Here is a 26,932-nt window from a genome sequence, read left to right on the forward strand (position 1 = left end):
GGTCATTTGCTGTCTCCTACCGGTCGGTCCTCGTCGTCGGCGTCGGTGCGGGCGGTGCCGAGATACGCGGCGATCACCCGTGGGTCCTCCCGGATTCGGCCGGGCTCGCTGTCGGCGATGACGACACCGAAATCCAGCACGTAGAGCCGCGAACAGGTGTCGAGTACCAGAGACATGTCGTGGTCGATGAGCAATACACCGACACCCGCGGTCGCGATACGCCGCAGATGCCGACCGAAGTCCTGGCTCTCGTGAGTGTCGAGGCCGGCGGCGGGCTCATCGAGGAGCACCACCTTCGAACCGCCGACCAGCGCGCGCGCCACCCCGACCAATTTCTGCTGGCCCAGGGTCAATTCGCCGGGGCGCTGGTCCGCGACGCCGGGTACACCCACCAATTCCAGGGCTGCGTCGATGGTCTCGCTCGGCGGCGCCGAACCACCGACGATGTCGGCGAACAGCATGCGCAGACCGGTCGGCTGTATCGCGACCGCGAGATTCTGCGCCACCGTGAGGTCGCCGAAAAGCTCACCCGCCTGCCAGGTTCGGGCCAATCCGGCGCGTCGTCGTCGATGCGTGCCGAGTCGGTCGAGCGTGGTGCCTTCCAAGGTGACGTTTCCGGTGTAGGGGGTGAACCCGGTGACCGCGTCGACGAACGTCGTCTTTCCCGCCCCGTTGGGTCCGATCAGACCCACGATTTCTCCGGAGCCGACGGCGATGTCGATGTCGGTGTTGGCCGCTACACCGCCGTAGCGAACCGACAATCCGTGGGTCCGCAACAGAGGTTGCACGCTATCGGACATGCGCTACTGCCTTCTTTCCCGGCTCAGCGGCCTCGTCGCCGGTGATGTCACGGCTGCTCCGGCGTGGGATCGTCGCGCTGAGCCACTCGAATGCCGAGGTCATCGCCCCCGCGACGCCGACCGGGTTGAGCACGGCCATCAGCAACAACACCGTCGCGGCGATGACTTCGTAGTATTCGCCGAGTTCGAGAGTCTGGTTGAGGAATACGTAGCCGACTCCCAGTGGGCCGAGGGTGCCTGCGATGAACGCGCCCGACACCGAGGTGATGCCGCCGACGTACGTCATCGCCAACAGTGTCAGGCCGATCATCACGGTGAACGAACCCGCCGAGAGCTGCCCTCTGCTGTAGCCGATCAGGCAACCGCCGATGCCGGCCAGGAACGCCGAGACAGCGAAGCCGAGCAATTTCGTTGCGGCGACGTCGATTCCGACCGATGCCGCGGCCCGCTCGTTGGACCGCACGGCCAACATCGCCCGACCGGTCGCGCCCGCCATGATCCGCATCACCGCCAATGTGCAGAGCGCGACGACCACCAGGACCATCAGCGAAAATTGCAGCGTGACAAGGTTGGTGCCGTCACGAACCCCCAGGTCGATACCGAACAGGGTGGGATCGGTGATGATGTTGCCCTGCGCGGGAGTCAACGAGGGGTTGTTGAAGACGAAGCTTTGAATAGCCAATGCGGCAGCCAAGGTCACCACCGCCAATTGGGCGCCACGGATACGCAACGCCGGCACCGCGACCAGAATGCCCAACGCGGTGGCCGCCAAGGCGGCGGCGATGATGCCGAGCGGAAAGGGAACGTGCCATTCGGTGGACAATTTCGACAAGGCGAAGCCCGCCGTGCCGGCGAAAGCCATACTGGCCAGCGAGATCTGACCGAGGTATCCGGTCAGCAACACCAGCGACAGAGCGATCAGCGACAGAATGATCGAGGTCACGACGCCGTAGCGCCACGTCCCCGTCGTCGCGACGATCGCGAGGACCGCGACTGCCAGCATCGTGATGGTGAGGGTGATCTTGACCCGGGGGATTCGCACGGCGGGCATCTTCACTGCCCCGAGTGACCCGCGAGCCGGTATCCGGCCACCGAGCAGGAACAACGCCACGACAACGATGACGAAGGGCACAGCGTCGGAGAGCCCGGACTGCGCCCAATTCGGCCACCAGTCCTTGGTGTCGATCCAGAGGATGACCGCCTGGAACGAACCCAACGTCAATCCCGCCGCACAGGCAACGCCGAAGGACGACAGTCGCCCGACCAGTGCAGCCGCCAGCGCCGGGATCACATAGAACGTGTAGCTCGTCTCGTTCAATCCGATGGTGAAGGCCGCGAGCACCCCGATCAGCCCGCACGCGGCGCCGGTCAGTGCCCAGACGATCGCGGCCAGCCGGTCGGGCGAATACCCGGTCAGGCGTGCGGCGAGTTCGTCTTCCGAGCCCGCGCGAGTCGCGATACCGACAGTGGTGAGCGTGAAATAGGCTCGCAGACCGACGGCGATCACGATCGCGATCGCGGCCAATACGAGATCGGACACGTTGACCAGCGCACCGGCCACTGTCACCGTGCTCTCCGGCAGAATCGGGGTGGCGAAGAGGTTTTCGGTATCGAACCGCAGTCCCACCAATGCCTGGATGAACAACATCAGTCCGACCGAGGCGACCACCTGTGCCAGCACCGGCGCGTGACGCAGGGGCCGGAACACCACCAGATGCGCCAGCAACGCCCACACCGTCGCGGAGGCGATCCCCAGTGCGATCGCCGCTGCCATGGGCGTCGGGTGATCTTCACTGCCGAGCGCGATACTGCCGAGCGGCAGGACGAACGTCCCGTCGGTGCGCAGGGCGGCGACGACATAGACCGCCCACAGGGCGAACGCGCCCTGTGCGAAATTGATGATTCCCGTCGCGGCGTGCACGCCCACCAGTGATGTGGCCAAGACCGCGTATACCGCGCCCGTCGACAGACCTAGGAAGACGAATTGCAAGAACTGGCCCATGTGCCCTGTTTTCTGTGGATAGCCCAGGCCCCGGTGGACAGGTCGCTGATAGTGCGAGCGCCCTGTCCGCCGAGGTCATCCGGATCGGTTACGCCGCACCGGGAATCAATTTGAGGACCTCGGGGCTGGGCGTGATGTACCCACCGGAGACCGGTGTCGTCTTCTTGTCTCCGGTCACCTCGAACAACAACAGGTCGGTGGTGCAGTTGGGCGTCGTGGCTTTGCCGCAGTTCAGTTTCGGGCCGAGGAAACTCTGGTAGTCGACGAGTCCCTTGAGCGCGGTGAGGATCGCCGGACCGGTGAATTCGGCAGGCGGGGTGGAGGTGAGTGCCTTGGCGAGATCGACGAGTGTGGCGAAGGTGCCGTACGCGTAGAACCCGGCCGTTCCACCGGCGTTGTCGATGAATTGTTCGGCTGTCTTCAGATTCGATTTCGCGGGTTCGGGAGCCGAGTCGATGGCAGGCGGCAGCCACACCGGCGAATAGGACTGAGCACCGACGGCCTGTGCGCCCATCACGTCGACATATTCCGTGCACGCGGCCAAAAACACAGTGCCCGAATACTTCACGGACTTCAGTGCTTGGGCCAGCTTGTTGCAGGTGTTGTCGTTGGGCGCGGTCATCAGACCGCCCGCGGCGGGAGAACCGTCCGCGATCGTGGACGCGAGGGCGGTGAAGTTCGGTCCCGCCGGCGGGTAATAGGCACTCTTGACTTCGATTCCCAACTGTTTGCCCAGCGGGGTCAGGAGACCGTCGAACACCTGATGCGCTTGGGGCAGATCGGAATTGACCAAGGTCAACGAGTTCTTCCCTGCCTGCTTCAGTGATTGCAGGAATCCGACCAGGAACGCCGCGGGCGGCGGACCGAAGAACACACGGTTCTCGGGAACCGCACCGGTCGCGGTATTGAAGGGAATCTGGCCGATCAGCGGAATTGCCGCTGACGTCAAAATCGGCATCGCCGCGGCCGATTCGGCGTTGTAGCCGTCGACCGCCGCCACCACGCCTGCCTGCACGAACTGGTTGGCGCACGAGATCGTGGACTCCGGCGAGGTGTTGTCGATACCGCAGTCGACGATTTCGATCGGGCGGCCGTTGATCCCGCCGATCTGGTTGTTGATGTACTCGACCGCCGCGTTCCTGCCGGTGGTCACACCCGCCTGGGTAGCCGGGCCCTTCGAGGGATTGAACAAGCCGATCTTGATCGGGGCGCCGGCCGCCTTGACTCCCGGCGCGATGGCGGACGTACTGCCGCCCGCCTCGGAACTGCTGTCGTCACTGCACGAAGCAACGGAGAACACACACGCTGCGGCCACCGCAGCCGCGGCAATACGGCGAGAATTACTGGCCATTCTGAATGCCTTTCCAGGCCGGTTGTCCTGGCGAACAGCGCCGGTCAACCCGTCGATCTCATGTTCGACGCCCGATCGCCCGTTGGCGATTCCAGCGACCCGACCGCTACTTGTGATCTGGGCCACTAGAAGCTAACCCAGCCTTACACGCGTGTCAAGCTGAATTCGGCACCTCTTCGCCAGCGTGAAATGCGAGGTGAGAAGCCCTATCTCGCAGGTTTCAACCTCTGGGCACGCCCCGCGAATCGGGGGTTGCTGATGGTCGAAGGGCGTGTGGATCCGCCTACCCGGGTTCGGCCCATTCGGTTAAGAGTGCGCCGCGAGGTGATGGCGCCGGAGGTGTCGACGTGGTCGGGCGCCCTCGGCGTTGACTACGTGATCGACTACGTCGCCGAGGCGGGTGTGCGACAACCACAAAGTTACCTCTAATTCTGGTCATGGTACAGGCTGGCCGAGGCTGAGCGTGGTGGATCATAAGGGCGCATCGACCTCGATCGCACCGGCTGCGCGCTGTGATTACCATCTGTTCGGCGCACTTCCAGTTAGGTTTCACCCAGCATATGGCGCCCCCCTTTTTCGGTGATCTAGAGCTATCCGGCCGTTCTGCTTGTCGGCGACGCATCGGGGCGGTAAGTTATTGAGAATTCCGATGAGATTCAGGCGAGCGACATCGGAATCGGTTCCTGTGCTCAACCGCCAGGTCGTCCTATCGCCTTGTCACGCGAGGGTTACCGCTCCCGTGGCACACGGCTCAGCCTCTCCGCTGTCATTTCCATGCCGATCATCTTCTGTGCCCTGGAGGAATCGTGAATTCCCGATCAACGTATCGTCGGCGGCTTTTCGCCACCGCGACAGCCTTTTTGGCCATCACCGCGATAGCCGCCGCGCCGGTCGGTGCCGCGCCCGCGGCGCCTCCGACGGTCGTGCTCGTGCACGGGGCCTTCGCCGACTCCAGTAGTTGGGTGAAGGTCGCCGAAGAGCTCAGCGCGCAAGGGATCCCGGTCCGCACCTTCGACAACCCGTTGCGCAGCGTATCCGGGGACGCGGCCTCGCTCACCGCATTCCTCGCGACCATCGACGGCCCGATCGTGCTGGTCGGTCACTCCTATGGGGGGGTCGGTCATCAGCAACGTCCACGACCCCGATGTGACGGCCGATGTCTTCGTCTCCGCGTTCGCGCCCGCCGAGGGTGAAATCTTGCAGCTGATGCTGAATCCGTTCCTGTACCCGGGCAGCCTGCTGTTGCCGCCCGCCGTACTGGTCACTCCGGTGCAGGACCCGACCAGCCCTGTCGGCATCGGCATCGACGGGTTCATTCCCGAGGTCTTCTTTCATCAGGTCTTCGCCCAGGACGTCACGCCTGCGGTTGCCGCCGACATGTACACCCACCAGAAAACGGCTGCGCTGCAAGCCAATCTCGAACCCAGCGGCCCGCCGTCCTGGGCACGGACTCCGAGCTGGTATCTCGTCTCGACCCAGGACCGAGTGATCCCGCCCGCGCTACAGCGAATGATGGCGGGGCGCGCCGCACCCGGACGTACGGTGGAGGTCGACTCCTCCCACGCCTCCCCGGTCTCGCGGCCCGACCGCGTCGCCGCGGTGGTGCGCGATGCCATCGCGGCAACGTCCTGAACTGGTGGTAGACGACCGCCGACGTTGCTCAGTGGGTGCCCGCTGAGTTGGCGAAAACCTAGGCGCCATCATGCGGTTCGCGGCGTGGCGCCGTGGTCAGATCGGGCAGCCGCCGCTGCGCTCCGCGGGGACCGAGAAAGTGTCCAGTGCGTACTTGCGATGAACGTGGACGAGCTTCTCGTACTGGAGTCGGTTGTACGCGAGTGGCGCCAGCAGTAGCCGGTCCGGCAGAAGTCGCCACGCCGCCTGCAACACCGTGGTGTAGACGGCGAATTCCACATCGTGGCGCGGGCGCAGCCGGAAACCGGTGAGTGCCTGCATCTCCGGAACCATCGCCTTGGACGAGCAGACTTGAATGACGTGACCGACGATCGGCCGAATGAGCAACCACATCGGCGACAGCGCTGCTCGCGCGGGCGCGGAGATCCCGATCGTCGGCAGCGGTAGCCTCGTGAGCGCGGCGAACTGTTCCACCAAGAAGGGGTTGGTCTGCAATTCGGTGTCGACCATCCGGTCGTAATAGGCGGTCGCCTCCGCCAGCGTCGCGGGCAATTTCCCGGATTCGGCGCGCAGTTCCAGGTCGGAGAATGATTCCCGCAGCAGTTGATAGGCTGCTTCCTGCTCCGCGGGCCGCAGCACGGTGCCGGTGCAGTAGGTGAAGGTTCGCAACGCGAGGTAGACGCCACTGAGGCCTACCCACACCCAGGCATCCGGATTCAGTGCGCTGTACCGGATCTCGGAATAGTCACCCGTGCCGCGGCCGTGGACGTCCTGGTGTCGCGTCTTGAGCCAGTCTGCCTCGGCGGCTCTATCGGCCGGGTCGCCCCAGATGGCCAGGATTGACGAGAACCCGCTGCGCACACCACGATTGGCGAAGTTGTCCGCGAATCTGCCGGTTCGATCCACCGCGGCCGCGACGGGCATCAGGGCTACTTGATCGAACGCCGCGCCGGCGAAGACGGCGGACAGGGCGCTGGCGGTGTGTTTGCGGAACTCGGTCATCACCTCGGGGCGGATCGAGTTCTGTGTGGCCGGGGATTGTTGAGAGTCCAGGACCTCTCGAATCTTCGCGTCCCGAGTCACTTCGCCACCTCATTGTGATAGTAGTACTGCGATCAGACTATCATTCAGGCCCGGTTATCGGCAGTGGCGCTTTCCGTCTCTTCGCCCGCTCACGGGTGGCCGCGCTCCGCTCGAGATGACCTGATCAGCCGGTAGGGTGTCAGCGGTGAACGACCACCCAGCCCCCTTGCCCGAATCCTGGGCCGAGCTGAGTCGACTGGACGCCAAATCCCGGCGCATCGTCGATGCCGCTCGTGAGTCCTTCGTGCAGGTCGGCTTCGAAGAAACGACGATGGTGCACATCGCCGACGGCGCCGAAGTGGGCGTCGCGACGGTCTATCGCAGGTTCGGAACCAAGTCGGCGATCGTCCGATACGCGCTGATGGCCGAGGCCGAACGGGTCGGCGACATCATCTACGAGGCCATGCGGAAATCGGCGGGCCCGGTCGGCGCGCTCGCGGAGATGTTCTCGGCCTTCGTCAGTGAAGCTTCCGCACCACGGCTGCTGACACGAAACCTGCGCACCTCGGGCGCGGCCGAGCAGATGGCCGATTTCGTGACCGGTGACGAATTCGTCGATCACGGGCGCATCGGTGTCGCCCGTTTCATCGCGTACTGGCAGCAACGCGGCGAGCTCGGTGACTTCGACCCCGACGTCGTGGCCGAGCTGTTCGTCCGACTGACCATGTCCTTCATCTCGAATCCGGGTGGGGTACTTCCACTCCATGATGCCGATGCCGCACGCGATTTCGCCCGGCAGTACCTCGCCCCGCTGCTGTTTCCGCACGCCATTCGATAGCGGGCGGGCGGGGCGGGTTACTGCTTCGGACGCACCTTGTACGCGGCCGATTTCAGCTCCCGCTTCTTCATCCGCTCGATGGACTGGTGGTGCTTTCGCGCATGGTAGGCGATCGGAAAATAGGTCAACCTTTCCGGTAGCACGCGGTAGGCGAACCGGATCACCGTATAAATTCGCTCCAGGCTGCGCTGTTCGGCGCGGCTCCATTCGACGCCGATCATGGCTCGCAGTCGCGGGTCGAGGAGACCGACGATGGACAGGTAGTTGAATCGCAGCATGGGCAGCAGCGCCAACCGCAACACCCGATCCGCTGGAAACGGCATCTTCGCCAGCTGTTCGATCTCGCCGTCACGCAGCTGCCGGAACTGTTCGCGCACATCGTCGGTGGCGCACAGGACGTCGCGGACCATGTGCTCGTAATAGGTGTCGAACTCGGCCCTGGTCTGTGGGTAACCCCTCATCGGCACCTGCAATATCCGCGCGATGCGAATATTGTCGGCCAGCAACTCGTCCAATTCCGCAGCGGTGAACTCGCGCCCGATCAGCAGTGGTCCGGCCTTGGCGGTGGTGACGTAGGCGGTGGCGATAACCCATTGGTAGGCATCGGGATTCAGGGCGCTGATGGATTTCCCGTCCGCGTTCTTCATTCGCAACGGTTCGTGCAGCGAACGCAGGCGTTGGCCTTCCTTGATCGCTTCGGCACCGCCGTAGGTCCAGCGCAGCACCGAGTCGACCGACCGAATGGCGCGTCCCGCCGGATCGGTGCGCGAGACCGAGTACTTGTCGACGACGTCGCGGATGGTCGGGTGCAGACCCTGCATGGCGAAGGCGGCGCCTTCGACCATGAGGTAGGTCCAGTGGCCGACCATCTCGGCGGTCATCGAATCGATGGCGACCAGTTCGATCGGGTCAGCGGGATCGATGCCGACTCTCGCACTTCGCGGTTCGGATTCGTTGCCGGAGTCGGCATTTCGGTGAGTGGTGGTCATCGTCTTCCTTCTGTCTCCGGAGATCGGCGTGTTCCCGGTGGTGGCGGCCCGGATGCGGATCTTGCCGCGGCCGGGATCGCACACGATCAGCGCGAAGACCGGATGACGTACAGACCGCTGTGATAGTTGAACTGCTACGAAGCTATCAAAATGCCTCGGTTTGTGGCCTAGTATCCAGAGTTTGATCGTCAAAGAAGCGATAGGCGCTCGGCAGGTGCGCTCGGTCGAGCACGCAGGATCACCAGCGCGAGGCACGCGCTCACGCCGACTCCGATGAGGACGCCTAGCGGCACGAGCATGCGGGTGCCGATGCCGGTGCTCGCGGCCTCGGTGAGACCGGTGATCGCGTACCCGCTGGGGAGCAACCGGCGAACCAGATCGCCGATCGCGCCTTCGCTGCTGTCGATGCCACCCTCGAACATCACCGTCGCACCGATCACGAGCATCCACACCGCGACGCCCCATCGCTGCGAGCAGAGCCGCAGCACCGCGACGGCCGCGGCGGCGAGGACCAGCGAGACCAGGACCAGGAACGCGAAAGCCGCGTCGGCACGCGACACCGAGTGCAGCACGGTCGAGGCCAGAGCGGCCGATGCCACCGCGGCGGCGACGCAGAGGGCGAGTACGTGTGCACGCCGACGGGTGCCTTCGACGAGTCGGGTATACAGCAGTGCGATGAGCAGTGCGCCGGCCACCGTGAACACAATCGCGCGCGCCACCGCCGGATCGGACCAGGGCGAGGTCGGGTCGGCCACACTCACCTGGGCGGCGGCGGGGTCGACACCCGTCGGTAAGGCCTTGGACGAGGCATCGATCGACACCACCAGTTGAGAGGTGACCTGCTTGAATGTGGTGAGCAGCGTGCGGATTTCCGTTTGCATAGCGGTGACCTGGTCGATGGTCGAATCGACACCGGTGAGCAGTTGTTCGCTCTGGCTGAGGATCGAACCGAGCCAGCGGAGCCGGTTGGCGCCGAGGGTGAGCACATCGCTTACACGGGTGCTGTCCTCGACGGTGACATCCAACAGCCCGGACAGTCGGTTGAGCAACTGTGGCACCGCGTCGGCGCCGAGACCGAGGACCTGCGCACTGTTCGTTGCCGCGGTGTCGGACGCGCCGCCGATCAGGTGGCTCAGGCTCGTCAACTGGTCTGCCAATTCTTCGGCCTGCGGCAGGCCGGAGGTTCGCAGGATCGCCGCCAGTGGTTCCAGTGCCTCACGTGCCTGCGCGCGAGCCGCCGCGGATTCGCGTACCGCGTTCGCGACGGTGTCGGCATTCGCGCGTGCCGAGGCCGCTCCCGCTCGCAGATCACCCAGGCTAAGGTCCGAATCCCCCAGTGCGGTCGCTACGCGGGTGAGGAGGTCGACCGTTTGGTTCACGGTGTCGGGCAGTTGGCGCAGGGCGGGCAGAATCGAGTCGAGGTCGGCCAGCAGCGGTCCGGCTTGCGCCTGGATGGTGTCCACTGATTCGAACGCCCGGGCGAGCATGTCGCCCGCCTGCCCCACCGCGGCATCGACCAGGGCAGCGCTGAATTGGGCGGAGTTGAGGTTCTTTCGCGCCGCCGAGACGCCGACCAAGAGTTCCTTTACCCCGACTGTCGCCGCGGCGGCCGACACCGCCTGCACCAGGTTCGCGTAGGTGCTCGCGTCGAGGCCGCGACTGCCGGGCGTGATGGTCACCTGGCGGTCGACCTCGCCTGCCCGCCTGCCCCAATCGGACGGCACGACTACGGCGGCGGCCACGGTTCCGTCGGCGAGGTCGGTTCCGGCCGCGTCCGGATCGCGTGTCTGCCACCAAAACGTGTCCGACGAGCTCAATGCGGCGATCAGTGCCGCCGCGGCGGATTCCGGTCTCGGCTCCTGGTCGGAGACGATCGCGATGGACGGAACCGCTCGTCGGCTCGTCGGCTCTACCGGGAAGAGGGCGGCGAGAACGGCCCCGGCGAGGAGTGGAACTACGAGGACGAGCGCGGCGAGTGCGCGGGTGACCATCTCGGGGGCTCCTGATGATTCGCTCAGCAGCCCGCCAGCGTGAGGGCTTGGTCCTGGTCGACGTCGCCGCCGGTAGTGATCTGGCCGGATCCCTGGATGATCAGGCTGCACACGGTGGACTTCTCGATCTTCCAGGTTTTGTTGTCGTAGACGATCGGAACGGTCAGCGGAATACCCGGCTGGTTGTTGACCGTCAGGTTTCCCTCGGCCGACGCGGTGCCGCAGTTGTCGACGATCTTGTCGACCTTCCAGGCCATTCCGAGATTGGTCATACTCGCGCTGTTGCGCAGGCGCGCCTGCTCGATCGGACCCGGATCGACGTTCTCCATGCCCTGAACCATCGCGAGCAGTTCCGCGACCGGGGTGTTCGGATTCACCGCTTTGCTCACCAGCGCATCGATATCCGCGGTGGAGGGCACCGCTGGGCAGCTCGCCCCGGCCTTTGTGGTCGAGGTCGGCGGTGCCGCTCGGTCATCGCTGGAAGCGCATGCGGTGAGGGTCGCCGTCACGATGATCGAGATTCCCATCGTGAGGGCGCGGACAGCGGAACGGCAATTCATGGGGTGCCTTTCGATGGGGTGTCAGACGCACGAGGATTCGTCGGGGGCCGTTGGGGGAGTGCGGGATTCGTCGCTGTGTATGTGCCCGTCACGCAGCGTGATGATCCGATCGGTGCGTTCAGCGGCCTGCTGGTCGTGGGTGACCATCACGACGGCGCGCTCCCCGGAGGTGTCGTGAGCGATGGTGGCGAGCAGGTTCATGATGTCCGCGCCGGTGCGGGAATCCAGGTTGCCGGTGGGTTCGTCGGCCAGCACGAGCGGCGGATCCATCATCAGGGCGCGGGCGATGGCCACTCGCTGCATCTGGCCGCCGGACAATTCGGAGGGACGGTGTTCGGCGCGGTCCGCCAACCCGACCAGATCCAGCAGCTCGGTGGCACGGCGGCGCGCACCGCGATGCGCGCCGGTGGCCAGCAGACGTGGTATCGCGACGTTCTCCCACGCCGACATGGTGGGGAGCAGATTGAAGAACTGGAAGACGAATCCGACCTGACGCAAACGGAATTCCGACCGTCGGTCGTCGGTCAGGTCGCTGATCTCCTGGCCGCGAAAGGTGATCGAGCCCGAGGTGGGTGAATCCAGCGCGCCGAGCAGGTGCAGCAGCGTGCTCTTGCCTGCACCGGACGGGCCGACGATGGAGACGAAACGGCCGGGCTCGATCGTCATGGCGGCGCCGTTGAGCGCGCGTACGGTCTCTCCGCCGAGTCGGTACTCACGGACGACATCGGTCAAGGTCAACATGGTTTTTCCTTTCGGCTGCTGATCGCGCGTTACTCACTCCAGATCGCGGCGACGATATTCATGCGCGCGGCCCGCACGGCCGGCACGACGGCGCCGATCAGGCAGATCAGCACACCCACGGCCGCGAAGCCGAGAATGCCGGGCGCGACGGTGAATTGCACTGCGATGCCCAGTGTTTCGACGCTGACCAGCGTGGCGAGGTACTGCACCATGACGCCGAGCACGATGCCGAGGACAGCGCCGACCACCCCGACCGAGAATGCCTCGACCAGGATGAACCGTGACACCAGCCGCCGTGTGGCACCCATCGCGCGCAGCACTCCGAGTTCGCGTCTGCGTTGCAGCACAGCCAAGGTGAAGGTGTTCATGAGCGCGACCGCCGCCACCAGCGCAACCGTCCACTGCAATCCGCCCGCGAGTACGCCCGCCTGCCGAATGTTGTGTGTGGAGGCGTTATAGGACTCCTCGCCCGAATACACGTAGGCCGAGTCCGGCGTGATCTGCTCGATCGCAGTCATGACGGCCGATCGGTCGGCGCCGGAGGCCAGACTCACCGAGAGATAGGTGGCACCCGGGCGGTCGAACCAGTCGCGCATGTCCGCGACGCTCATGGCGATCGTTCCGGAATCGATGGACAGAATATCCATGATCCCGATGATCGTGGTCGAGCGGAGGCCGGCGGGTGTGCCGATGTCGATCCGCGACCCCACCTCCCACCTCTGCCTGCTGGCCATCTGACGCGATACCGCGACGCCGGTCCCCGCGCGAACCTGTTGCAGTGTCTGGGAATCCAGGAGTGCCCCGGTGGTCCCGGAGTTGTCCGCGCCGAGTCCTTCCACCGCCACCCGCTGTTCGCCGATGGTGACGTAGGCCCACTGGCCGACACCCACTGTGGCGACCCCGGGTACCGCGCGCACATGAGCGGCGAGATCGTCGGGCAGCGTCGCGCCGGAGGGTAGGGCGCTGCTGGGCGAACTCGAGACGAAGACATCCGTAGCACGAAGGCCGACAAAGGAATGGGACCCGGAGTCGATCACATCTGCCAGCGCACCGTGCACGCCGATACCGAGGGCGACCGCGATCCCGGCGGTGACGGCGGTAGCCCAGGACCGGCGCGGCGTCCGTTCGATCGCCGCCGCCGCCAGTCTGCCCGGCACCCCGAACCGGCGCGCGAGCGCCGAGGCCCACGTCGAGATCCGGGACATGCCCGCGACACCGAGCATGATGCCTCCGACGGTGTACACCGCCACCGACAGGAACACGACCGGCCCCCTGACCAGCGTCGCCAGCGCGAAGGCGGTGGCCATCAAACTCACGCCGACCACGGCAGCGAGCACGGTCCAGCGGCTGGGCAGCGTTTCGGTGGTGGCCAGTTCGGCGCTCTGCAGGGCCTCGAGCGGGGAGATGCGGTGCACTTGCCTGGCCGCGCCGACGGTCGCGGTCATCGAGGCGAGCACACAGGCCACGACCACGATCGGATAGGTGAGCGGCGGCACCGAGTAGACCAGTTGCGCGGAGACGGACTGCACCAGGAATGCCGGAACTTCCTGTATGGCTCGGCGACTGAGCAACCAGCCCAGCGGGATCCCGATCGCCGCGGCGAGTAACCCGGTGGCCGCCGACTCGAGCACGAGGTCGGCGACGACCGTCGAACGCCTGGCGCCCATCGCGCGCAGGATGGCCACCTTCTGGCGACGTTGCATGACGAGCATGGTCATCGAGTTGTAGACCAGGAACGCCGCCACGACGAGGGAGATCGCCGCAACCAGCAGGGTGGAGTTGCGACTGATCGCGACCGCGTTCTCTGCCTGGGCACTGCGGATGTCGGTGTCGGAGACCACGGCTCGGTTGTCCACGGCGCCGACGATCGCGGCCCGCAACGTGGCCAGATCAGTACCCGGCTTCGTCGCGATGGCGACGGTGTCGACCCGGTTCTCGTGGTCGGTGAGCCGCTGTGCCAGCGCAAGCGGCGCCACGACGAACCTGCCCCCGTTCACCTTGGCGCTGTCGGCTTCCCCGGCGACGACGGCGACGGTCACGGTGTGCTCGCCGATCCGCAGCCGTTCGCCCTGTGCGAGACCGAGTCCAGGCCCTGCCACCACGCCGTCGCGCAGCTTCAGCAGCGGCGAATTCGGGCCGAGTCCGGTCTCGGCCAGTTGGCCGAGGTCGGAGCCGAGCCCCAAGACGCTCACGTCGACCCCGAGGATGGTGACCGCCGCACCGCCGATCTCGCGCTGCTGCTGCACGATCGGCGCCGCGACGCTCACGCCGGGCAGAGCCGCGATGCGCGGTACGACGGCCGTGTCGAAACCGGTGTCGGTGTAGCCGCTCACCACTACCTGCGCATCACCGGCGATGCTGTCGGTCAGTTGCTTCACCGAGTTGGTGAGCGATCCGTAGATGGCCAGCACCGCGACCAGCAGCGCCGCCGAGACGGCGATGACCAGAACCACGGCCGCCGAACGGCCTGCACCGGCGGCGATCTCGCGCAGCGTCAGCACCCGGAACCGATTGATACCCGATCCGATCACTGACCATCACGCTCCCCCGTGGGACCGAGCCCGGTGACGATCGCCCGCCCAGTACCATCGAAAATGGTAGCAGCCGGGCCGTTTCCTCGCGGTGACCGCGAATACTGCTCTGCGACGCGATCTCTGAGGCGCACCGCGATGCGTCCCATCGCGACGGTGGCCAGCGATTCCAGTTTGGCGGCCAATGCCCGTTCGGCGGCTCCCTCCGGTTCCGGATAGCCGACGACGATGTCGACAGCGGTATCGGTCGGGGTATCGGCGGCGAACCTGAACTCGATCCGCAGCTCTCGTCCGCTCGTGGACCGCATGATGATCAGCTGGTTCTGCGTCCACTCGGTACACCGCAGCGGGATGCGTCGCTTCATCGGCCCGAACGAGATCTGCATCTGCCACAGCGATTCCACACCCCGATTCGGCCCACCGGTGTGGGTGAACGCGGAGACGCCGATCACCCACTCCGGCAGCCGTGCCGCGTCGTCGACGAAGGCGAAGGTGATCGGCAGGGGAGCCGCGCACACACAGCGCTGTACGTACTCGCCCATCGGTCAGTCCAAACTCGCTAGGATGAAATCCTTGTCCACCGGCACATCCGGGCAGAGCAGGCCGAGTTCGGTGAGCCCCGTGACGTCATAGTCGCGGCTGATGGTGGCCCAGTTGATATATGCCCCGAAGTCGTCGAACAGCCCGAAGTCCTGCAGCATCGTGCGCTCCTGCTCGGAGAACACCTCCAGACCCTGTTCGGCCAGATACAACGGGATCCCGAAGTAGTCGGAGAATGCCTCGGTGAGCGTGGTCAGCGGTGTGTCGACCTGGTTGACGAGGTGATAGAACGACAGCGCTTCCGGCGGCCGACGACGCACGATCTCCAGCATGGCGAAGGCGGCGTGGTCCACCGGAATCAGGTTGGTCTTGCTCTCCTTGGTCACCAGCGGAATCGGTACCGCCTCACCGTCGTCTCCCATTACCATTTGGAACACTTCGAACAGTGATTTTCCGGCCCTGGCGGCCGTCTGTAGTGGATGCATCGGACAGCCCGGATACTGCGGAGTGCGCGCGATCAAGCCGCTGGGACGGAAGATCACCGCCGGCCGCCCGGTCTTCCTCGACCAGTCGCAGACGATTCGTTCGGCCTCGAACTTGGATCGTTCGTAGATGGAGTTGAATTCGGCCGGTTCCACCAGCACCTCCTGTTCCAGGACGACGCCGCGTTGCTGGGAACCGACGACGGAGACGGTGCTGGTGTGACACAGCAGGGGTCGGCGCTCGCCAGCGGTGGCCAGTGCCGTCACGCTCTCGGCACCGACGACGTTGATGCGATACACCTGCTGGTCGTCTCGGAAAGAGGTGCTGCCGCCGCAGTGCCAGATGATGTCGACCGAGTCGGCCAGTTTCCGGAAAACCCGCTCCGACAGTCCCATTCTCGGCTGTTCCAGGTCGGTGTCGATCACCCGCAGACCGCGCAACAGTCGGGTGCGCTCGTCCTCGCCGACCCCGGAGTGGAGCAGGAATTCGGCTATTCGATCGGCCGCCGGTCGCTGCCCGCGACGCGCGAGCGCGATCACCTGCTCGTCGCGCGCGAGCAGCTGATGGATCAGGCGCAGGCCGAGGAACCCGGTGCTGCCGGTCACCGCGGCGGTCATCGGGTCACCGCCGCCGACTCGGGGCGGGCGAGCATAACGTGATTGGCCCCGGTCCAGCCCAGATGACAACCGACCGAGCCGGTGGCCAGGAAAAGCTGCCAGGCGCGCGTCTTCTCGATGCCGACTGTCAGAACCGCCGCTTCCCAGTTGGCCTCGAGGTTGGCCAGCCAGGCGTCGTAGGTCGGGGCGTAGTGCGCGCGCAGGCTTTCCACCTCGACCACTTCGAGTCCCGCCCGTTCGTAGGACACCACGGATTCACCGAGTGAACGCAGGTTCAACTCGGGAAAGATGTAGCGGCGCAGGAAGGGTGAATCCCGGTATTTGCGACCGGTTTCGGAGACGCACACGTCATGGCTGAGCGCCAGACCACCGGGTTCGAGCAGATCGTGCAACATCTGCGCGTAGCGACGCTGCTCCTTCCTGTTCAGATGCTGGCTCACCGCGATGCCGGCGATGGCATCGAATCGTCCGTCGGTCACATCGACGGCATTGCCGAGCCGGATCGAGATGCGATCACCGAGCCCGGCGGCTTCGACGCGGCGACGGGTGTACTCGGCCTCGTCGCAGGACAGGGTGACGCCCACCGATTTCGTGCCGTAGTGCTCGGCCGCGTGGACGAGCAGACTGCCCCACCCGCAGCCGATATCGAGCAGTGTGGTGCCGGGGCCCAATCTCAATTTGCGACAGACCTGGTCGAGCTTGGCGGCCTGGGCCGCCTCGAGATCCTTCGGCTGCTCGGGATCGGGCCAGTACGCGCTCGAATAGACCATGGACGGGCCGAGGATGAGTCGGTAGAAGTCGTCACCGAGGTCGTAGTGGTGCCGTACCGCTTGCGCGCGGCTGCGGAGTCGACAGCGCGCCAGCTCCACCGCCGGGTGTGGCAGCGGACGCCATGTCCGTCCGGTCCGCAGCGCCCACGTCGTGAGTGACAGCGCGCCGCGGGCCCTGGCAGGCAGATCCCGCCAGGGGCCCTGAGCCCAATCGGCGTCGTCGGCGGTGAGCGCTCCGGCCTGCAGGAATTCTGTCACCGACCCTTCCACCTGCAGTTCACCGGTCACGAAGGCGCGGGCGAGGCCCAGGTCGTCGGGCCTCAATATCATTCGTCGTAGGGCATTCGGTGAACCGAGTAGCGCCGTGGGCGCATCCGGGCGGCCGGCCCGACTGCCGTCCCACAGACGCAAACCGAACCTGGCTCGGGTGCCGGTGAGCCGTTCGAATCCGTCCAACAGGATCGAGGCCGATCCGCGCGAACCATCGCTGTCCGCGGGCGCTGTGCTCGGAACCATCGGTGTGTCCTCCTTTGTCCGTGGCAGCTGCCGTGTCGTTACTGGTCGTCGCCGTCGAGCAGCGCGATGATCGCGTCGTCGTCGGCGGTGTCCAGATCGGTGGTGGTCAGTGTCAGTGGCTCCGAAACCTGGGGTGCCGTGTGCAATCCGCGCACTCCGGCCAAGATCCGGTCCACCGCTGTCGAGGGGACCGTCCGGTTCGGATGCACTTCGGCCAGACGGCCGAGCAGCAGGTCGATCTCGGTCAGGATGGGCTCGGTGAGTTCGTCGTCCTTGGGCGTGATCTGTCCGCGGATGAATTCCGCCAGCGAGGCAGGCGTCGGGTAGTCGAAGATGACCGTGGTGGACATCTTGGCTCCTCCGGCCGTCGCCTTGAGTCTGTTGCGCAGTTCGACCGCGCTGAGGGAGTCGAAACCCATGTCCAAGAACTTCTGATCCGCGTCGACCACGTCCGCGCCACTGTGCCCGAGCACGGCGGCGATATGTCCTTTGATCAGGTCCAGTACCACGGTGTACTGCTCCTTCTCCGACAAGCCGACCAACTTCTTGGCCAGCGCGCCCGCGTCGAAGCCGCGGGTGTCCACGCGCCTGCGGGTGGTCAGCAGCCCGCGCAGCAGCGGTGGCAGTTCCGCCAGGCCCGACGCGGTGCGCAGTGCCCCGATATCGATCTTCGTGGTGAGGGTGTGCGGCCTGCCGAGCAGCCGTGCGGCGTCGTACACGGACAGGGCCAGCGGTGTGGGCATGGCCTGGAAACCGCCGCGGTTCATGCGGGACAGGTCCGCTGCGTTGAGGGTTCCGGTCAGGCCGGTGGCTTGCTCCCACAGTCCCCATGCCATCGACGCCGCGGGCAGGCCCCGGTGCTGTCGGTGCTGGGCGAGCGAGTCGAGGAAGGTGTTCGCGGCCGCGTAGTTCGCCTGAGCCGGCGCACCCAACGCGCCTGCTGCAGAAGAGAACACGATGAAATCGGTGAGATCGAGATCGTTGGTGAGACGATGCAGGTTCCACGCACCGTCCACCTTGGCCGGCAGCACCGACTCCAGCTGTTCGACGTTCATCGTGGTGAACAACCCGTCGTCGAGCGTGCCCGCGGCATGCACGACAGTGCCGAGTGGATGCTCGGCCGGGATCGCCGCGAGCAGGCTCCGCACGGCTTCGCCGTCGGCGGTGTCGCACGCCGCGACCGTGACCTGCGCGCCGAGGTCGCTCAGTTCCTGTACTAGTTCGCTGGTGCCGGGAGCGGAGGAGCCACTGCGACTGGTCAGCAGCAGGTGGCGGATTCCGTGTTCGGTCACCAGATGCTTGGCGAGCAGACCGCCTATAGTGCCGGTTCCACCGGTGATCAGGGCGGTGGCCGCTGGGTCGCGCGGGGCGGGCCAGGTCATGATCACCTTGCCGATGTGGCGCGCCTGGCTCAGGTAGCGCAGGCCCTCGCGGGCACGGCGGACGTCCCAGGAGGTGATGGGCGGCGGGGTGAGCACACCGGAGGCGAACAGCGTGGAGAGTTCAGTGAGGATCTCCCCGAGCCGATCCGGTCCGGCTTCGAGCAGGACGAAGGACCGGTAATCGACGCCCGGATGTGCGGCCGCGACCACGTCGGGTTCACGGACGTCGACCAGTCCCATTTCGACGAACCGCCCACCGTTGGGCAGCAGTCGCAAGGATGCGTCGACGAATTCACCTGCCAGACAGTCGAGCACGACGTCCATGCCGACGCCGTCGGTCTGCACCAGGAATTTCGACTCGAACTCCACGGTGCGCGAGTTTCCGATGTGGGTGTCATCGAATCCGTTGTGGCGCAGTGTGTCCCACTTGGGCGTGCTGGCGGTCGCGTAGATCTCGGCGCCGAAGTGGCGCGCCAGCTGTACCGCGGCCGTGCCGACGCCACCGGTGGCCGCGTGGATCAGCAGCTTCTCCCCGGCGCGCAGTCCGGCCAGGTCGTGCAGGGCGTAGTACGCGGTGAGGTACACTGCGGGCACCGAGGCGGCCTGTGCGAAACTCCAGCCCCGTGGCACCCCCGTCACCAGCCGTCGATCGGTGACGACGGTGCTCGCCATCGTGGCGAACATGCCCATCACGCGATCGCCGGGCGCGAGATCGGTGACGTCCGAGGCGACTTCGAGAACGACGCCTGCGCCCTCGCCGCCCAGCGTGGCGTTCTCGTCGGGGTACATGCCGAGGCAGATGAGCACATCCCGGAAGTTCACACCCGCCGCGCGCAACGCCACCCTGATCTGACCGTCGGCCAGCGGCGTCGTGGCGAGTTCGGGGGCAAGGTCGACAAGCTCGACGTTGTCGAGGGTGCCCCGCTCGGTGATGCTGAGCTGCCATTGCTGTTCGGTGATGTCGAGGGTCGTGGGCGGTGCGTCCACCCGCGCCAAGCGTCGCCCATACAGGACGCCGCGCCGCAGCACCGCCTCGGGTTCGTCGCAGGCCAGGACCGCGGCAACGGTTTCCACCGTGCACGGCTCTGTTCCGACATCGAGTTGGGTGATCCGCCCCGGGTTCTCGGTCTGCGCGCTGCGCATCATGCCCCATGCGGTCGCCGCTACCAGATCGACGATGTCCTCGCTGCTCTCGACCGCCACCACCGAGCGTGTCGTTACGACCAATGTCGCCCCGCTCAGCGTGCCCTCGGCGAGCACGGCCTGTGCTTGTCCGAGCACCCAGGCGAGTTCGTCGCGGATCTCGCGCGCGAGGTCGCCATCGCTCTCTCGCCCGCCGACGGGCAGGATGATCGCTTCTGGCGCGGGTCCGTCATCGAGGGCCGCCACCAGTTCGGCGACATCCGGATACGCCGGAATCCGCACGCCGTCGGCGGATTCGAGCAGGCCGCGCACCGGATCCTCGGCGCCACTGCCGAGCACCACCCACGCACCCGAGCGAGCCGGAACTTTGAGGGTGCGCGCCGACACCGGCACCCATTCGATGCCGAACAGCGAATCCTGGGGTCGTGTCGCGTCCTGCTCGCCACGTAGCTTGTCGGCCGAAACCTCCAGCAGGACCAGCGAATCGACCGTGGCGACGGTCATGCCGGCGGCGTCGGCGAGGGTGACCGTCACCCGATCGGGCCCGGCCATCCCGAGGCGCACCCGCAGCGCCGTCGCGCCGACGGCGTGCAGGGTGACGCCTTCCCACGCGAACGGCAGACGCAGTGTGTTCGAGTCGCCGGTGGGAAGGAAGGCTTCCAGCCCGCCGCATGCCTGGATGGCGGCATCCAGCAGGGCCGGATGCAAGCCGAACTGCGCGACCTCGGCATCGCGCTCCTGCGGCAGCGCCACTTCGGCGAACACGTCGTCGCCGCGTCGCCAGACCGCGTTGAGACCGCGGAACAGCGGACCGTACTGGTAGCCGAGCTCGGCGAGGCGCTCATAGGAGCCGGTCAGGTCGATCGCGGTGGCACCAACCGGCGGCCATACCGAAAGGCCTTGTGCCGCAGTGGCCTGGCCGATATCGACGGGAGTGACCGCACCTTCGGCGTGGGTCGTCCATGGTCGGGTCTCGTCGAGCGCATCGGCGTCGGTGTCGAGCCTGGAATGGATGGAGATACCCCGGTCGCCGGACTCGCGCGGTTCTGTGACCACGATCTGTACCTGGACACCGCCCTGTTCGGGCACCATCAGTGGAGCCATCATGGTGAGTTCCTCGACCTTGGCGCAGCCGAGTCGCTCACCCGCGTAGAGCGCCAGCTCCACCAGCGCCGCGCCCGGCACGAGGACGGTACCGAGCACCGCGTGGTCGGCCAGCCAGGCGTGAGTTCTCAGCGACAGGCGGGCGGTGAACACGGTGCGGTCGCCGTCGGGCAGGCCCAAGACCGCGGCCAGCAACGGATGACCTACCTCGCCGACACCGAGGCTGCCCGCGTTGCCCGCGGGGGCGAACATCTCGACCCAGTAGCGTTCCCGCTGGAAGGCGTAGGTGGGCAGTTCGACCCGTTGACGAGGTGCGGGGTAGAGCCGGGTCCAATCCACCGGCACGCCACGCACGAACGCCTCGGCCAGCGAGGTGAACAAGCGGGCGGGCCCGCCTTCGTCGCGGCGCAGCGAACCGGTGACGACGAACCCGTCGGGATCTGCCTCCGCGACCTCGATGGTGTCCGCGATGGCGGGGACAAGGACCGGATGCGGGCTCATCTCCAGGAACGCCCGGTATCCGCGCTGATACATCTCGCGGGTGGTGCGTTCGAATTTCACCGGCAGCCGCAGGTTGCGGTACCAGTAGTCGGAGTCGAGGCCTTCGGTGTCGATCGGTTCGGCGATGACCGTCGAGCAGAACTCGATGCCCGTGCTGTGCGGGGTGATGTCGGCCAGATCGGACACGATGCAGTCGCGCAGGGCCTCCACCTGCTGCGAGTGCGAGGCGTAGTCGACGGGAATCCGATGGGTGCGGATCTCGAGTGGCTCACAGGCGGCCATGAACTCACCCAGCGCGGTGGGTTCACCGGAGATCACCGTGGCGGTCGGGCCGTTGAGGGCGGCCACCCCGATGCGATCGGCCCACGGCGCCAGCAGTTCCCGGGTCCGGTCGGCGTCCGCGGCCACAGAGACCATGCCACCGGTGCCTGCGAGCGCGACGATCGCCTTGCTGCGCAGTGTGACGATGCGCGCGGCGTCTTCCAGCGTCAGGGCGCCGGCGACGCAGGCAGCCGCGATCTCGCCCTGGGAATGTCCGATGACGCCGTCGGGATCCACCCCGAACGAACGCCAGACGGCCGCGAGCGAGACCATCATCGCGAACAGCGCGGGCTGCACCACATCGACACGGTCCAGGCTGGGTGTGTCCGCGCCGCCGGTCAGTACCTCGCGCAGTGACCAATCGACGTACGGAGCGAACGCCCGCTCACACGCATCGATCTGCTCGGCGAATACCTCGGAGCCGGAAAGCAACTCGGTGGCCATACCGACCCACTGCGCGCCCTGTCCGGGGAACACGAAGGCGATTTTGCCCTTGGCCGAGGCGCGGCCGGAGACCACGCGGTCGTCCGCCGAGCCCGTGGCCCTGGCTTCGAGACCAGCCAGCAACTCCGACCGTTCCCGCCCGATCACCACGGCTCGCTGTTCGAACAGCGTACGGGTGGTGAGCAGCGAGTAGGCGACATCGTCGACGTCGGCGTCGCCGACAGCGGCGCCGAGCCGCTGCGCCTGCGCCGACAGCGCTTCGGGCGAACGCCCGGACACGACCCAGGCCCGGTGTGCGGGCACTGTCGCGAGCGGGTCGACGCTCGCGGAAAGGTCGTGTTTCGGAGCCTGTTCCAGGATGACATGGGCGTTGGTGCCGCTGACACCGAAGGCCGACACGGCGGCGCGGCGCGGATGGTCGGCGTCCGGCCACGGCCGGGTCGCGGTGATCAGAGCGAGGTGACCTGTGCTCCAGTCCACATGCGGTGTCGGCTCGTCCACGTGTAGCGACGCGGGCAGGACACCGTGCCGGAAGCCCTCGATCATCTTGATCACGCCAGCGACGCCGGCCGCGGCCTGGGTGTGCCCGATATTGGATTTCACCGAACCGACCCAGATCGGGTCTCCCTCGGCGCGTTGGCCGTAGGTGTCGAGCAGAGCTTCGGCCTCGATCGGGTCGCCGAGCGAGGTCCCGGTGCCGTGTGCCTCGATGACCTCCACCTCGGTGGGGCTCAGCCTGGCGTCCTCAAGCGCCTGCCGGATGACCTTGCGCTGTGCCAGGCCGTTGGGCGCGGCCAGGCCGTTGCTGGCGCCGTCCTGATTGACCGCGCTGCCACGGACCACCGCGAGCACCGGATGGCCGTTGCGCCGCGCGTCGGACAGTCGTTCCAGGATCAGCGTGCCCGCGCCTTCGCCGACACCGAATCCGTCGGCGGCCTTACCGAACGGCTTGCATCGTCCGTCCGGCGCGAGCGCGCCTTGCTGGCAGAAGCCGGCGAAGATGCCTGGGGTCGCCATGATGGTCACCCCACCGGCGACCGCCAGGGTCGATTCACCGCGGCGCAACGACTGGCAGGCCAGGTGAATCGCGACCAGCGACGAGGAACAGGCGGTGTCGATGGACAATGCGGGGCCTTCGAATCCCAGCGAGTAGGCCACCCGTCCCGAGGCCACGCTGCCGGTCACTCCGAGCATCAGATAGCCAGGATCGAGATCGGCACCGGCGCCCGCTCGCGCGGCGTAGTCCCCGGAGACCACGCCCGCAAAAACGCCGGTGCGGCTGCCGCGTAGTTCGGTGGGGTCGATGCCGGCGCGCTCCAACGCCTCCCAGGTGGTCTCGAGCAGCAGTCGCTGCTGAGGGTCCAGGGCAGGTGCTTCACGCGGACTGATCCCGAAGAACGCGGGGTCGAAATCGCCCGCGCTGTGCACGAATCCGCCGTCACGCACATAGGACTTGCCGGGCGTGTCAGGGTTCGGATCGTAGAGGTCCTCGACGTCCCAGCCGCGGTCGGTGGGGAACGGCTCGATCGCGTCGCGCTCGTCCATCACCAGCTGCCAGAGATCCTCGGGCGTGAAGATGCCGCCCGGATACCGGCAGGCTGTTCCGATGATGGCGATCGGCTCGTGATCCTTGGATTCGAACTCCTTGAGCTGGCGTCGCGCATTGGTCAGATCGACAGCGGCTCGCTTGAGATGGGTACGCAGTTCTTCTTCCGTGGCCATTGTTCTTCCCTTCTGGACCGGAATGCGGCCTGGTGCTGTCGATGTCGGGTAACCGAACGCTGTGTCGAGCACTGCCGCTGCGGGGTCAGGCGAACTGTTCCAGCGTCGGATGCGAGTGGGAAACCCCTAGTTGTCCCCTAGCCCGGCAGGTACTAGCAGATAGGGGACAACTAGGGGTTTTCGGGGCGCGCGGCGGCCCACCACAATCGGCGATGGCACGGTTCGACTGCTGGTCGGTTACTTCCGGCGGAGAGGGGTTTCCCTATGCGTCAGCATCCATCACCGACGGTTCGCGGACCGCTGTTGTCGGCGGTCTGTGCGCTGCTGCTCGCGACAGTCGGCTACAGCGTCACGGAGGCGGTCCCAGCATCCGCCGACACGTCGCGATGCGGTGCGCAAACCCGCACCGCATCGCTGGAACACGATCGCGATCTCGTGCTGCATCGGCTGGGTCCGCTGCGGACGCTGCGTGGCCCGGCGGATCTGGCCGCGGTGTCGCTGTCGGGTTGGACGCCGCTGTCTCACGGTGTCGTCAGCTATGCGGGGATGGGCATGGTCCTTGCCGATCTGGTGGGATCGGCCGAACTGCTGGCGAATTCGGTCGATGGCCTCACCGCCAACCTCCCCGCGCCACTCACGGTCACGGCGGGTGAGCCGGCCACGTTGTTCTATCGGTCGCTCGCCACCGGTGCCGACCTCGGCGACCCGGTCGAAGCCGACTACCCGTACGAACTGGCCGGATGGGGCTACCTTGCCAAATACACCCCGGGCGTGTACCCGGTGTCGGCGTCTCTGTGCCTCGACCCCACCGACTGGTTCGTCCACGAGCGTGGCGTCCATGCGCTCCCGTCCTTCGACATGGTCTGCGTGCCACCCCAGGAGGCGGTCCGGGGTGGCGCTTCCGGGGCACTCGAACCGAAACTTCCCGACCCGTTCGGCATTCCACATCCCCGGCTGTGGGATACCCACATCTGGCTGCACCCGGACGGTGGCGCGCCGATGACCGCTATACTCGACGACGTCGAAGAAGTGGCGGGCGTGGAATGGGAGTCCCACGAGAGCTTCTATTTTCCCGGGCAAGCGCCCGGATTCGTAAGGCACCGCTGATGACGGATCTCGACGTTTCGGTATTGATCGTCGGCGGCGGTGGCTGCGGTCTGTCGGCCTCGGTCTTCCTGGCGAACCTCGGCGTGGATCACCTGCTGGTCGAACGACGCTCGGGCACTTCGCAGTTGCCGAAAGCCCACTATCTGAGCCAGCGCACGATGGAGCTGTACCGGCAGCACGGCATCGCCGAGCCGATCATGCGACAGGGTGCCCCGCTCGACAAGTTCGGCAAAGTCTGCTGGCAGACCTCACTCGGCGGTGACGGCCCGTTGGACGGCAGGATCATCCACGAACTGGACGCCTTCGGCGCGGGTGAGCTGGAACAGATCTACTGTGCCGACAGCCCGAGCACGGCGACCAATCTGCCGCAGGTCCGCTTGGAGCCGTTGCTGCGCCACGAAGCCGAACAGCGCTCGCCGGGTCGCGTGCGATTCGGCTGCGAGCTGACCGGCTGGACCTCCGACGCTGACGGCATCACCGCGCAGCTGCGCGAAAATGGCAGCGGCCGTGAGTATTCGGTGCGGACGAAGTATCTGATCGCGGCGGACGGTGGCCGCACCGCGGCGGCGCGGGCGCGCATCCACATGGACGGGCTTCGCAAGGTCCACAACGTCTCGACGGTGCACTTTTCCGCCGATCTGTCGCCCTGGCAGCGCGACGGCGCGCTGCTCACCTATTTCATCAGCCCGGACAACCCCGCGCACACAGGCTCGGTCCTGGTACAGATGGGCCCGACCTGGGGCAGGTTCTCAGAAGAATGGGGCATGCACTTCACGGCCGACCGCAACGATGCCGCAGTGCAGGATCCGGCCGCTGTCGCCGATCGGATTCGTGAGATTCTCGGGTTGCCGAATCTGGACCTGCACGTGCACCGAACGAGTAACTGGGCGATCGACGCGGTGCTGGCCTACCGCTACCAGGCGGGCCGGGTCTTCCTCGCCGGTGACGCGGCCCACCGGATGCCGCCTGCGGCGGGACTCGGGCTCAATACCGCGATCCAGGACGCGCACAATCTCGCCTGGAAGCTGGCCGCGGTGGAGTCGGGCTGGGCGACCGAGGATCTGCTGGATACCTACGAGTCCGAGCGCAGGCCGGTCGGGCGGCGAAACCTGGACTGGGCGCTGGGTATCCTCACCAACTCACAGGTCATCCTGGATGCAGCGCTCGGACTCGGACCACATGTGCCGCGCATCGCGCGAAAGATGTTCTTCCAGAACTATTTCGAGGACAGCGACCGCGGTGCGACCCAGCGTGCCCGCGCGGCCGACATACTCGGGACGCACCGGACCGATTGCCAGGCACACGATCTCGAGCTCGGCGTGGCCTACGTCGAGGGGGCGCTGTGCCCGGACGGAACGGCCGCATGGCCGCCCTCCCCGATGGGCGACATCTACCGGCCGACCACCCGTCCTGGCCATCGACTGCCGCACGCGTGGCTGCGTCGAGACGGGGTTCGGTATTCGACTCTGGATCTGGCGGGCACGGGTTCGTTCGGCTTGATCACCGATGGCGCGGGCGATGCGTGGGTGCGGGCCGCCCGGCAGGTCAGCAGCGAACTCGGCGCGCCGGTCGTGCCTGCCCGGATCACCGAGGCAGCTGACCGAGACTGGCACGACCAGGACGGAGACTGGGCCTCGCTCAGCGGGATCGGTGCGGCGGGCGCGATCCTGGTGCGCCCGGACCATCATGTCGCGTGGCGGTCGGGCGGTGCGGTCGCCGACCCTGCAGGGGAACTCGCGGCAGCCCTGCGCGCGGTCCTGCGTCGCTGAGTCACTCGCCCAACCACGCGCCCTGCGCGAGCAGCTGTCACTGGACGGCGGTAGG

18 protein-coding genes are annotated in these 26,932 nt (G+C 66.5%); 5 read left to right on the forward strand and 13 right to left on the reverse strand.

The genetic code is table 11. The annotated features are described in order from the left end of the window. Positions 1–2: 2 nt before the first annotated feature. The 3 genes from OHS03_RS07835 to OHS03_RS07845 all read right to left on the reverse strand — a co-directional run bounded on the left by OHS03_RS07835 (position 3) and on the right by OHS03_RS07845 (position 4,153). A complete protein-coding gene (locus OHS03_RS07835) occupies positions 3–800 on the reverse strand; it encodes an ABC transporter ATP-binding protein (RefSeq protein ID WP_328661941.1) in 798 nt (265 codons plus the stop codon). Continuing rightward, positions 790–2,802, reverse strand: coding sequence for an ABC transporter permease (locus OHS03_RS07840; protein WP_328661943.1), 2,013 nt, complete (start codon positions 2,800–2,802; stop codon positions 790–792). The genes OHS03_RS07835 and OHS03_RS07840 overlap by 11 nt, the downstream gene beginning before the upstream one ends. A gap of 88 nt (positions 2,803–2,890) precedes the next feature. After that, positions 2,891–4,153, reverse strand: a complete 1,263-nt coding sequence (locus OHS03_RS07845) for an ABC transporter substrate-binding protein (RefSeq protein WP_328661944.1) — start codon at positions 4,151–4,153, stop codon at positions 2,891–2,893. A gap of 962 nt (positions 4,154–5,115) precedes the next feature. On the opposite strand from OHS03_RS07845, the gene OHS03_RS07850 reads away from it, so the two are divergent. Next, positions 5,116–5,346: a lipase family protein gene (locus OHS03_RS07850; RefSeq protein ID WP_328664125.1), complete on the forward strand. Its 231-nt coding sequence runs from the start codon at positions 5,116–5,118 to the stop codon at positions 5,344–5,346. Then, the gene (locus OHS03_RS07855) at positions 5,261–5,785 is read left to right on the forward strand and encodes an alpha/beta fold hydrolase (protein WP_328661946.1); all 525 of its coding nucleotides are present in this window, start codon (positions 5,261–5,263) and stop codon (positions 5,783–5,785) included. Before OHS03_RS07850 ends, OHS03_RS07855 begins: the two co-directional genes overlap by 86 nt. A gap of 96 nt (positions 5,786–5,881) precedes the next feature. Here the strand turns inward: OHS03_RS07855 and OHS03_RS07860 are convergent, their stop codons facing one another. Further along, positions 5,882–6,868 carry an oxygenase MpaB family protein gene (locus tag OHS03_RS07860; protein WP_328661949.1) on the reverse strand — a complete coding sequence of 329 codons (987 nt, stop codon included), beginning with the start codon at positions 6,866–6,868 and terminating at the stop codon, positions 5,882–5,884. Positions 6,869–7,013: 145 nt separating this feature from the next. Between OHS03_RS07860 and OHS03_RS07865 the strand changes: the two genes are divergently transcribed. Beyond that, entirely contained in the window at positions 7,014–7,646 is a 633-nt protein-coding gene (locus tag OHS03_RS07865) for a TetR/AcrR family transcriptional regulator (RefSeq protein ID WP_063816066.1), read from the forward strand. A 17-nt stretch (positions 7,647–7,663) separates the two neighbouring features. Here OHS03_RS07865 and OHS03_RS07870 read toward each other — a convergent pair whose 3' ends face one another. From OHS03_RS07870 to OHS03_RS07910, 9 genes are all read right to left on the reverse strand, one after another. Then, entirely contained in the window at positions 7,664–8,635 is a 972-nt protein-coding gene (locus tag OHS03_RS07870) for an oxygenase MpaB family protein (RefSeq protein WP_328661951.1), read from the reverse strand. Positions 8,636–8,823: 188 nt separating this feature from the next. Further along, positions 8,824–10,626: a hypothetical protein gene (locus tag OHS03_RS07875; RefSeq protein ID WP_328661953.1), complete on the reverse strand. Its 1,803-nt coding sequence runs from the start codon at positions 10,624–10,626 to the stop codon at positions 8,824–8,826. Between the two features lie 23 nt (positions 10,627–10,649). Further along, positions 10,650–11,045, reverse strand: coding sequence for an MTB12 C-terminal domain-containing protein (locus tag OHS03_RS07880; RefSeq protein ID WP_328661955.1), 396 nt, complete (start codon positions 11,043–11,045; stop codon positions 10,650–10,652). Between the two features lie 162 nt (positions 11,046–11,207). Continuing rightward, positions 11,208–11,927: an ABC transporter ATP-binding protein gene (locus OHS03_RS07885; RefSeq protein ID WP_328661957.1), complete on the reverse strand. Its 720-nt coding sequence runs from the start codon at positions 11,925–11,927 to the stop codon at positions 11,208–11,210. 29 nt (positions 11,928–11,956) lie between these two features. Then, positions 11,957–14,458, reverse strand: a complete 2,502-nt coding sequence (locus OHS03_RS07890) for an FtsX-like permease family protein (protein ID WP_328661960.1) — start codon at positions 14,456–14,458, stop codon at positions 11,957–11,959. Continuing rightward, positions 14,455–15,000, reverse strand: coding sequence for an SRPBCC family protein (locus tag OHS03_RS07895; RefSeq protein ID WP_328661962.1), 546 nt, complete (start codon positions 14,998–15,000; stop codon positions 14,455–14,457). The genes OHS03_RS07890 and OHS03_RS07895 overlap by 4 nt, the downstream gene beginning before the upstream one ends. Positions 15,001–15,003: 3 nt before the next feature. Further along, the gene (locus tag OHS03_RS07900) at positions 15,004–16,098 is read right to left on the reverse strand and encodes an SDR family oxidoreductase (RefSeq protein WP_328661964.1); all 1,095 of its coding nucleotides are present in this window, start codon (positions 16,096–16,098) and stop codon (positions 15,004–15,006) included. Continuing rightward, a complete protein-coding gene (locus OHS03_RS07905) occupies positions 16,095–17,384 on the reverse strand; it encodes a class I SAM-dependent methyltransferase (protein ID WP_328661966.1) in 1,290 nt (429 codons plus the stop codon). The genes OHS03_RS07900 and OHS03_RS07905 overlap by 4 nt, the downstream gene beginning before the upstream one ends. A 38-nt stretch (positions 17,385–17,422) precedes the next feature. Then, positions 17,423–24,001 carry a type I polyketide synthase gene (locus tag OHS03_RS07910; RefSeq protein ID WP_328661968.1) on the reverse strand — a complete coding sequence of 2,193 codons (6,579 nt, stop codon included), beginning with the start codon at positions 23,999–24,001 and terminating at the stop codon, positions 17,423–17,425. A 264-nt stretch (positions 24,002–24,265) separates the two neighbouring features. Between OHS03_RS07910 and OHS03_RS07915 the strand changes: the two genes are divergently transcribed. Together OHS03_RS07915 and OHS03_RS07920 are read left to right on the forward strand one after the other, a co-directional pair. Then, positions 24,266–25,108, forward strand: a complete 843-nt coding sequence (locus OHS03_RS07915; RefSeq protein WP_328661970.1) for a hypothetical protein — start codon at positions 24,266–24,268, stop codon at positions 25,106–25,108. Further along, positions 25,108–26,877: an FAD-dependent monooxygenase gene (locus OHS03_RS07920; RefSeq protein WP_328661972.1), complete on the forward strand. Its 1,770-nt coding sequence runs from the start codon at positions 25,108–25,110 to the stop codon at positions 26,875–26,877. The genes OHS03_RS07915 and OHS03_RS07920 overlap by 1 nt, the downstream gene beginning before the upstream one ends. Positions 26,878–26,932 lie beyond the last annotated feature (55 nt).

The sequence above is a fragment of the Nocardia salmonicida genome (assembly GCF_036142455.1).
In the GTDB taxonomy this organism is placed as follows: domain Bacteria; phylum Actinomycetota; class Actinomycetes; order Mycobacteriales; family Mycobacteriaceae; genus Nocardia; species Nocardia salmonicida.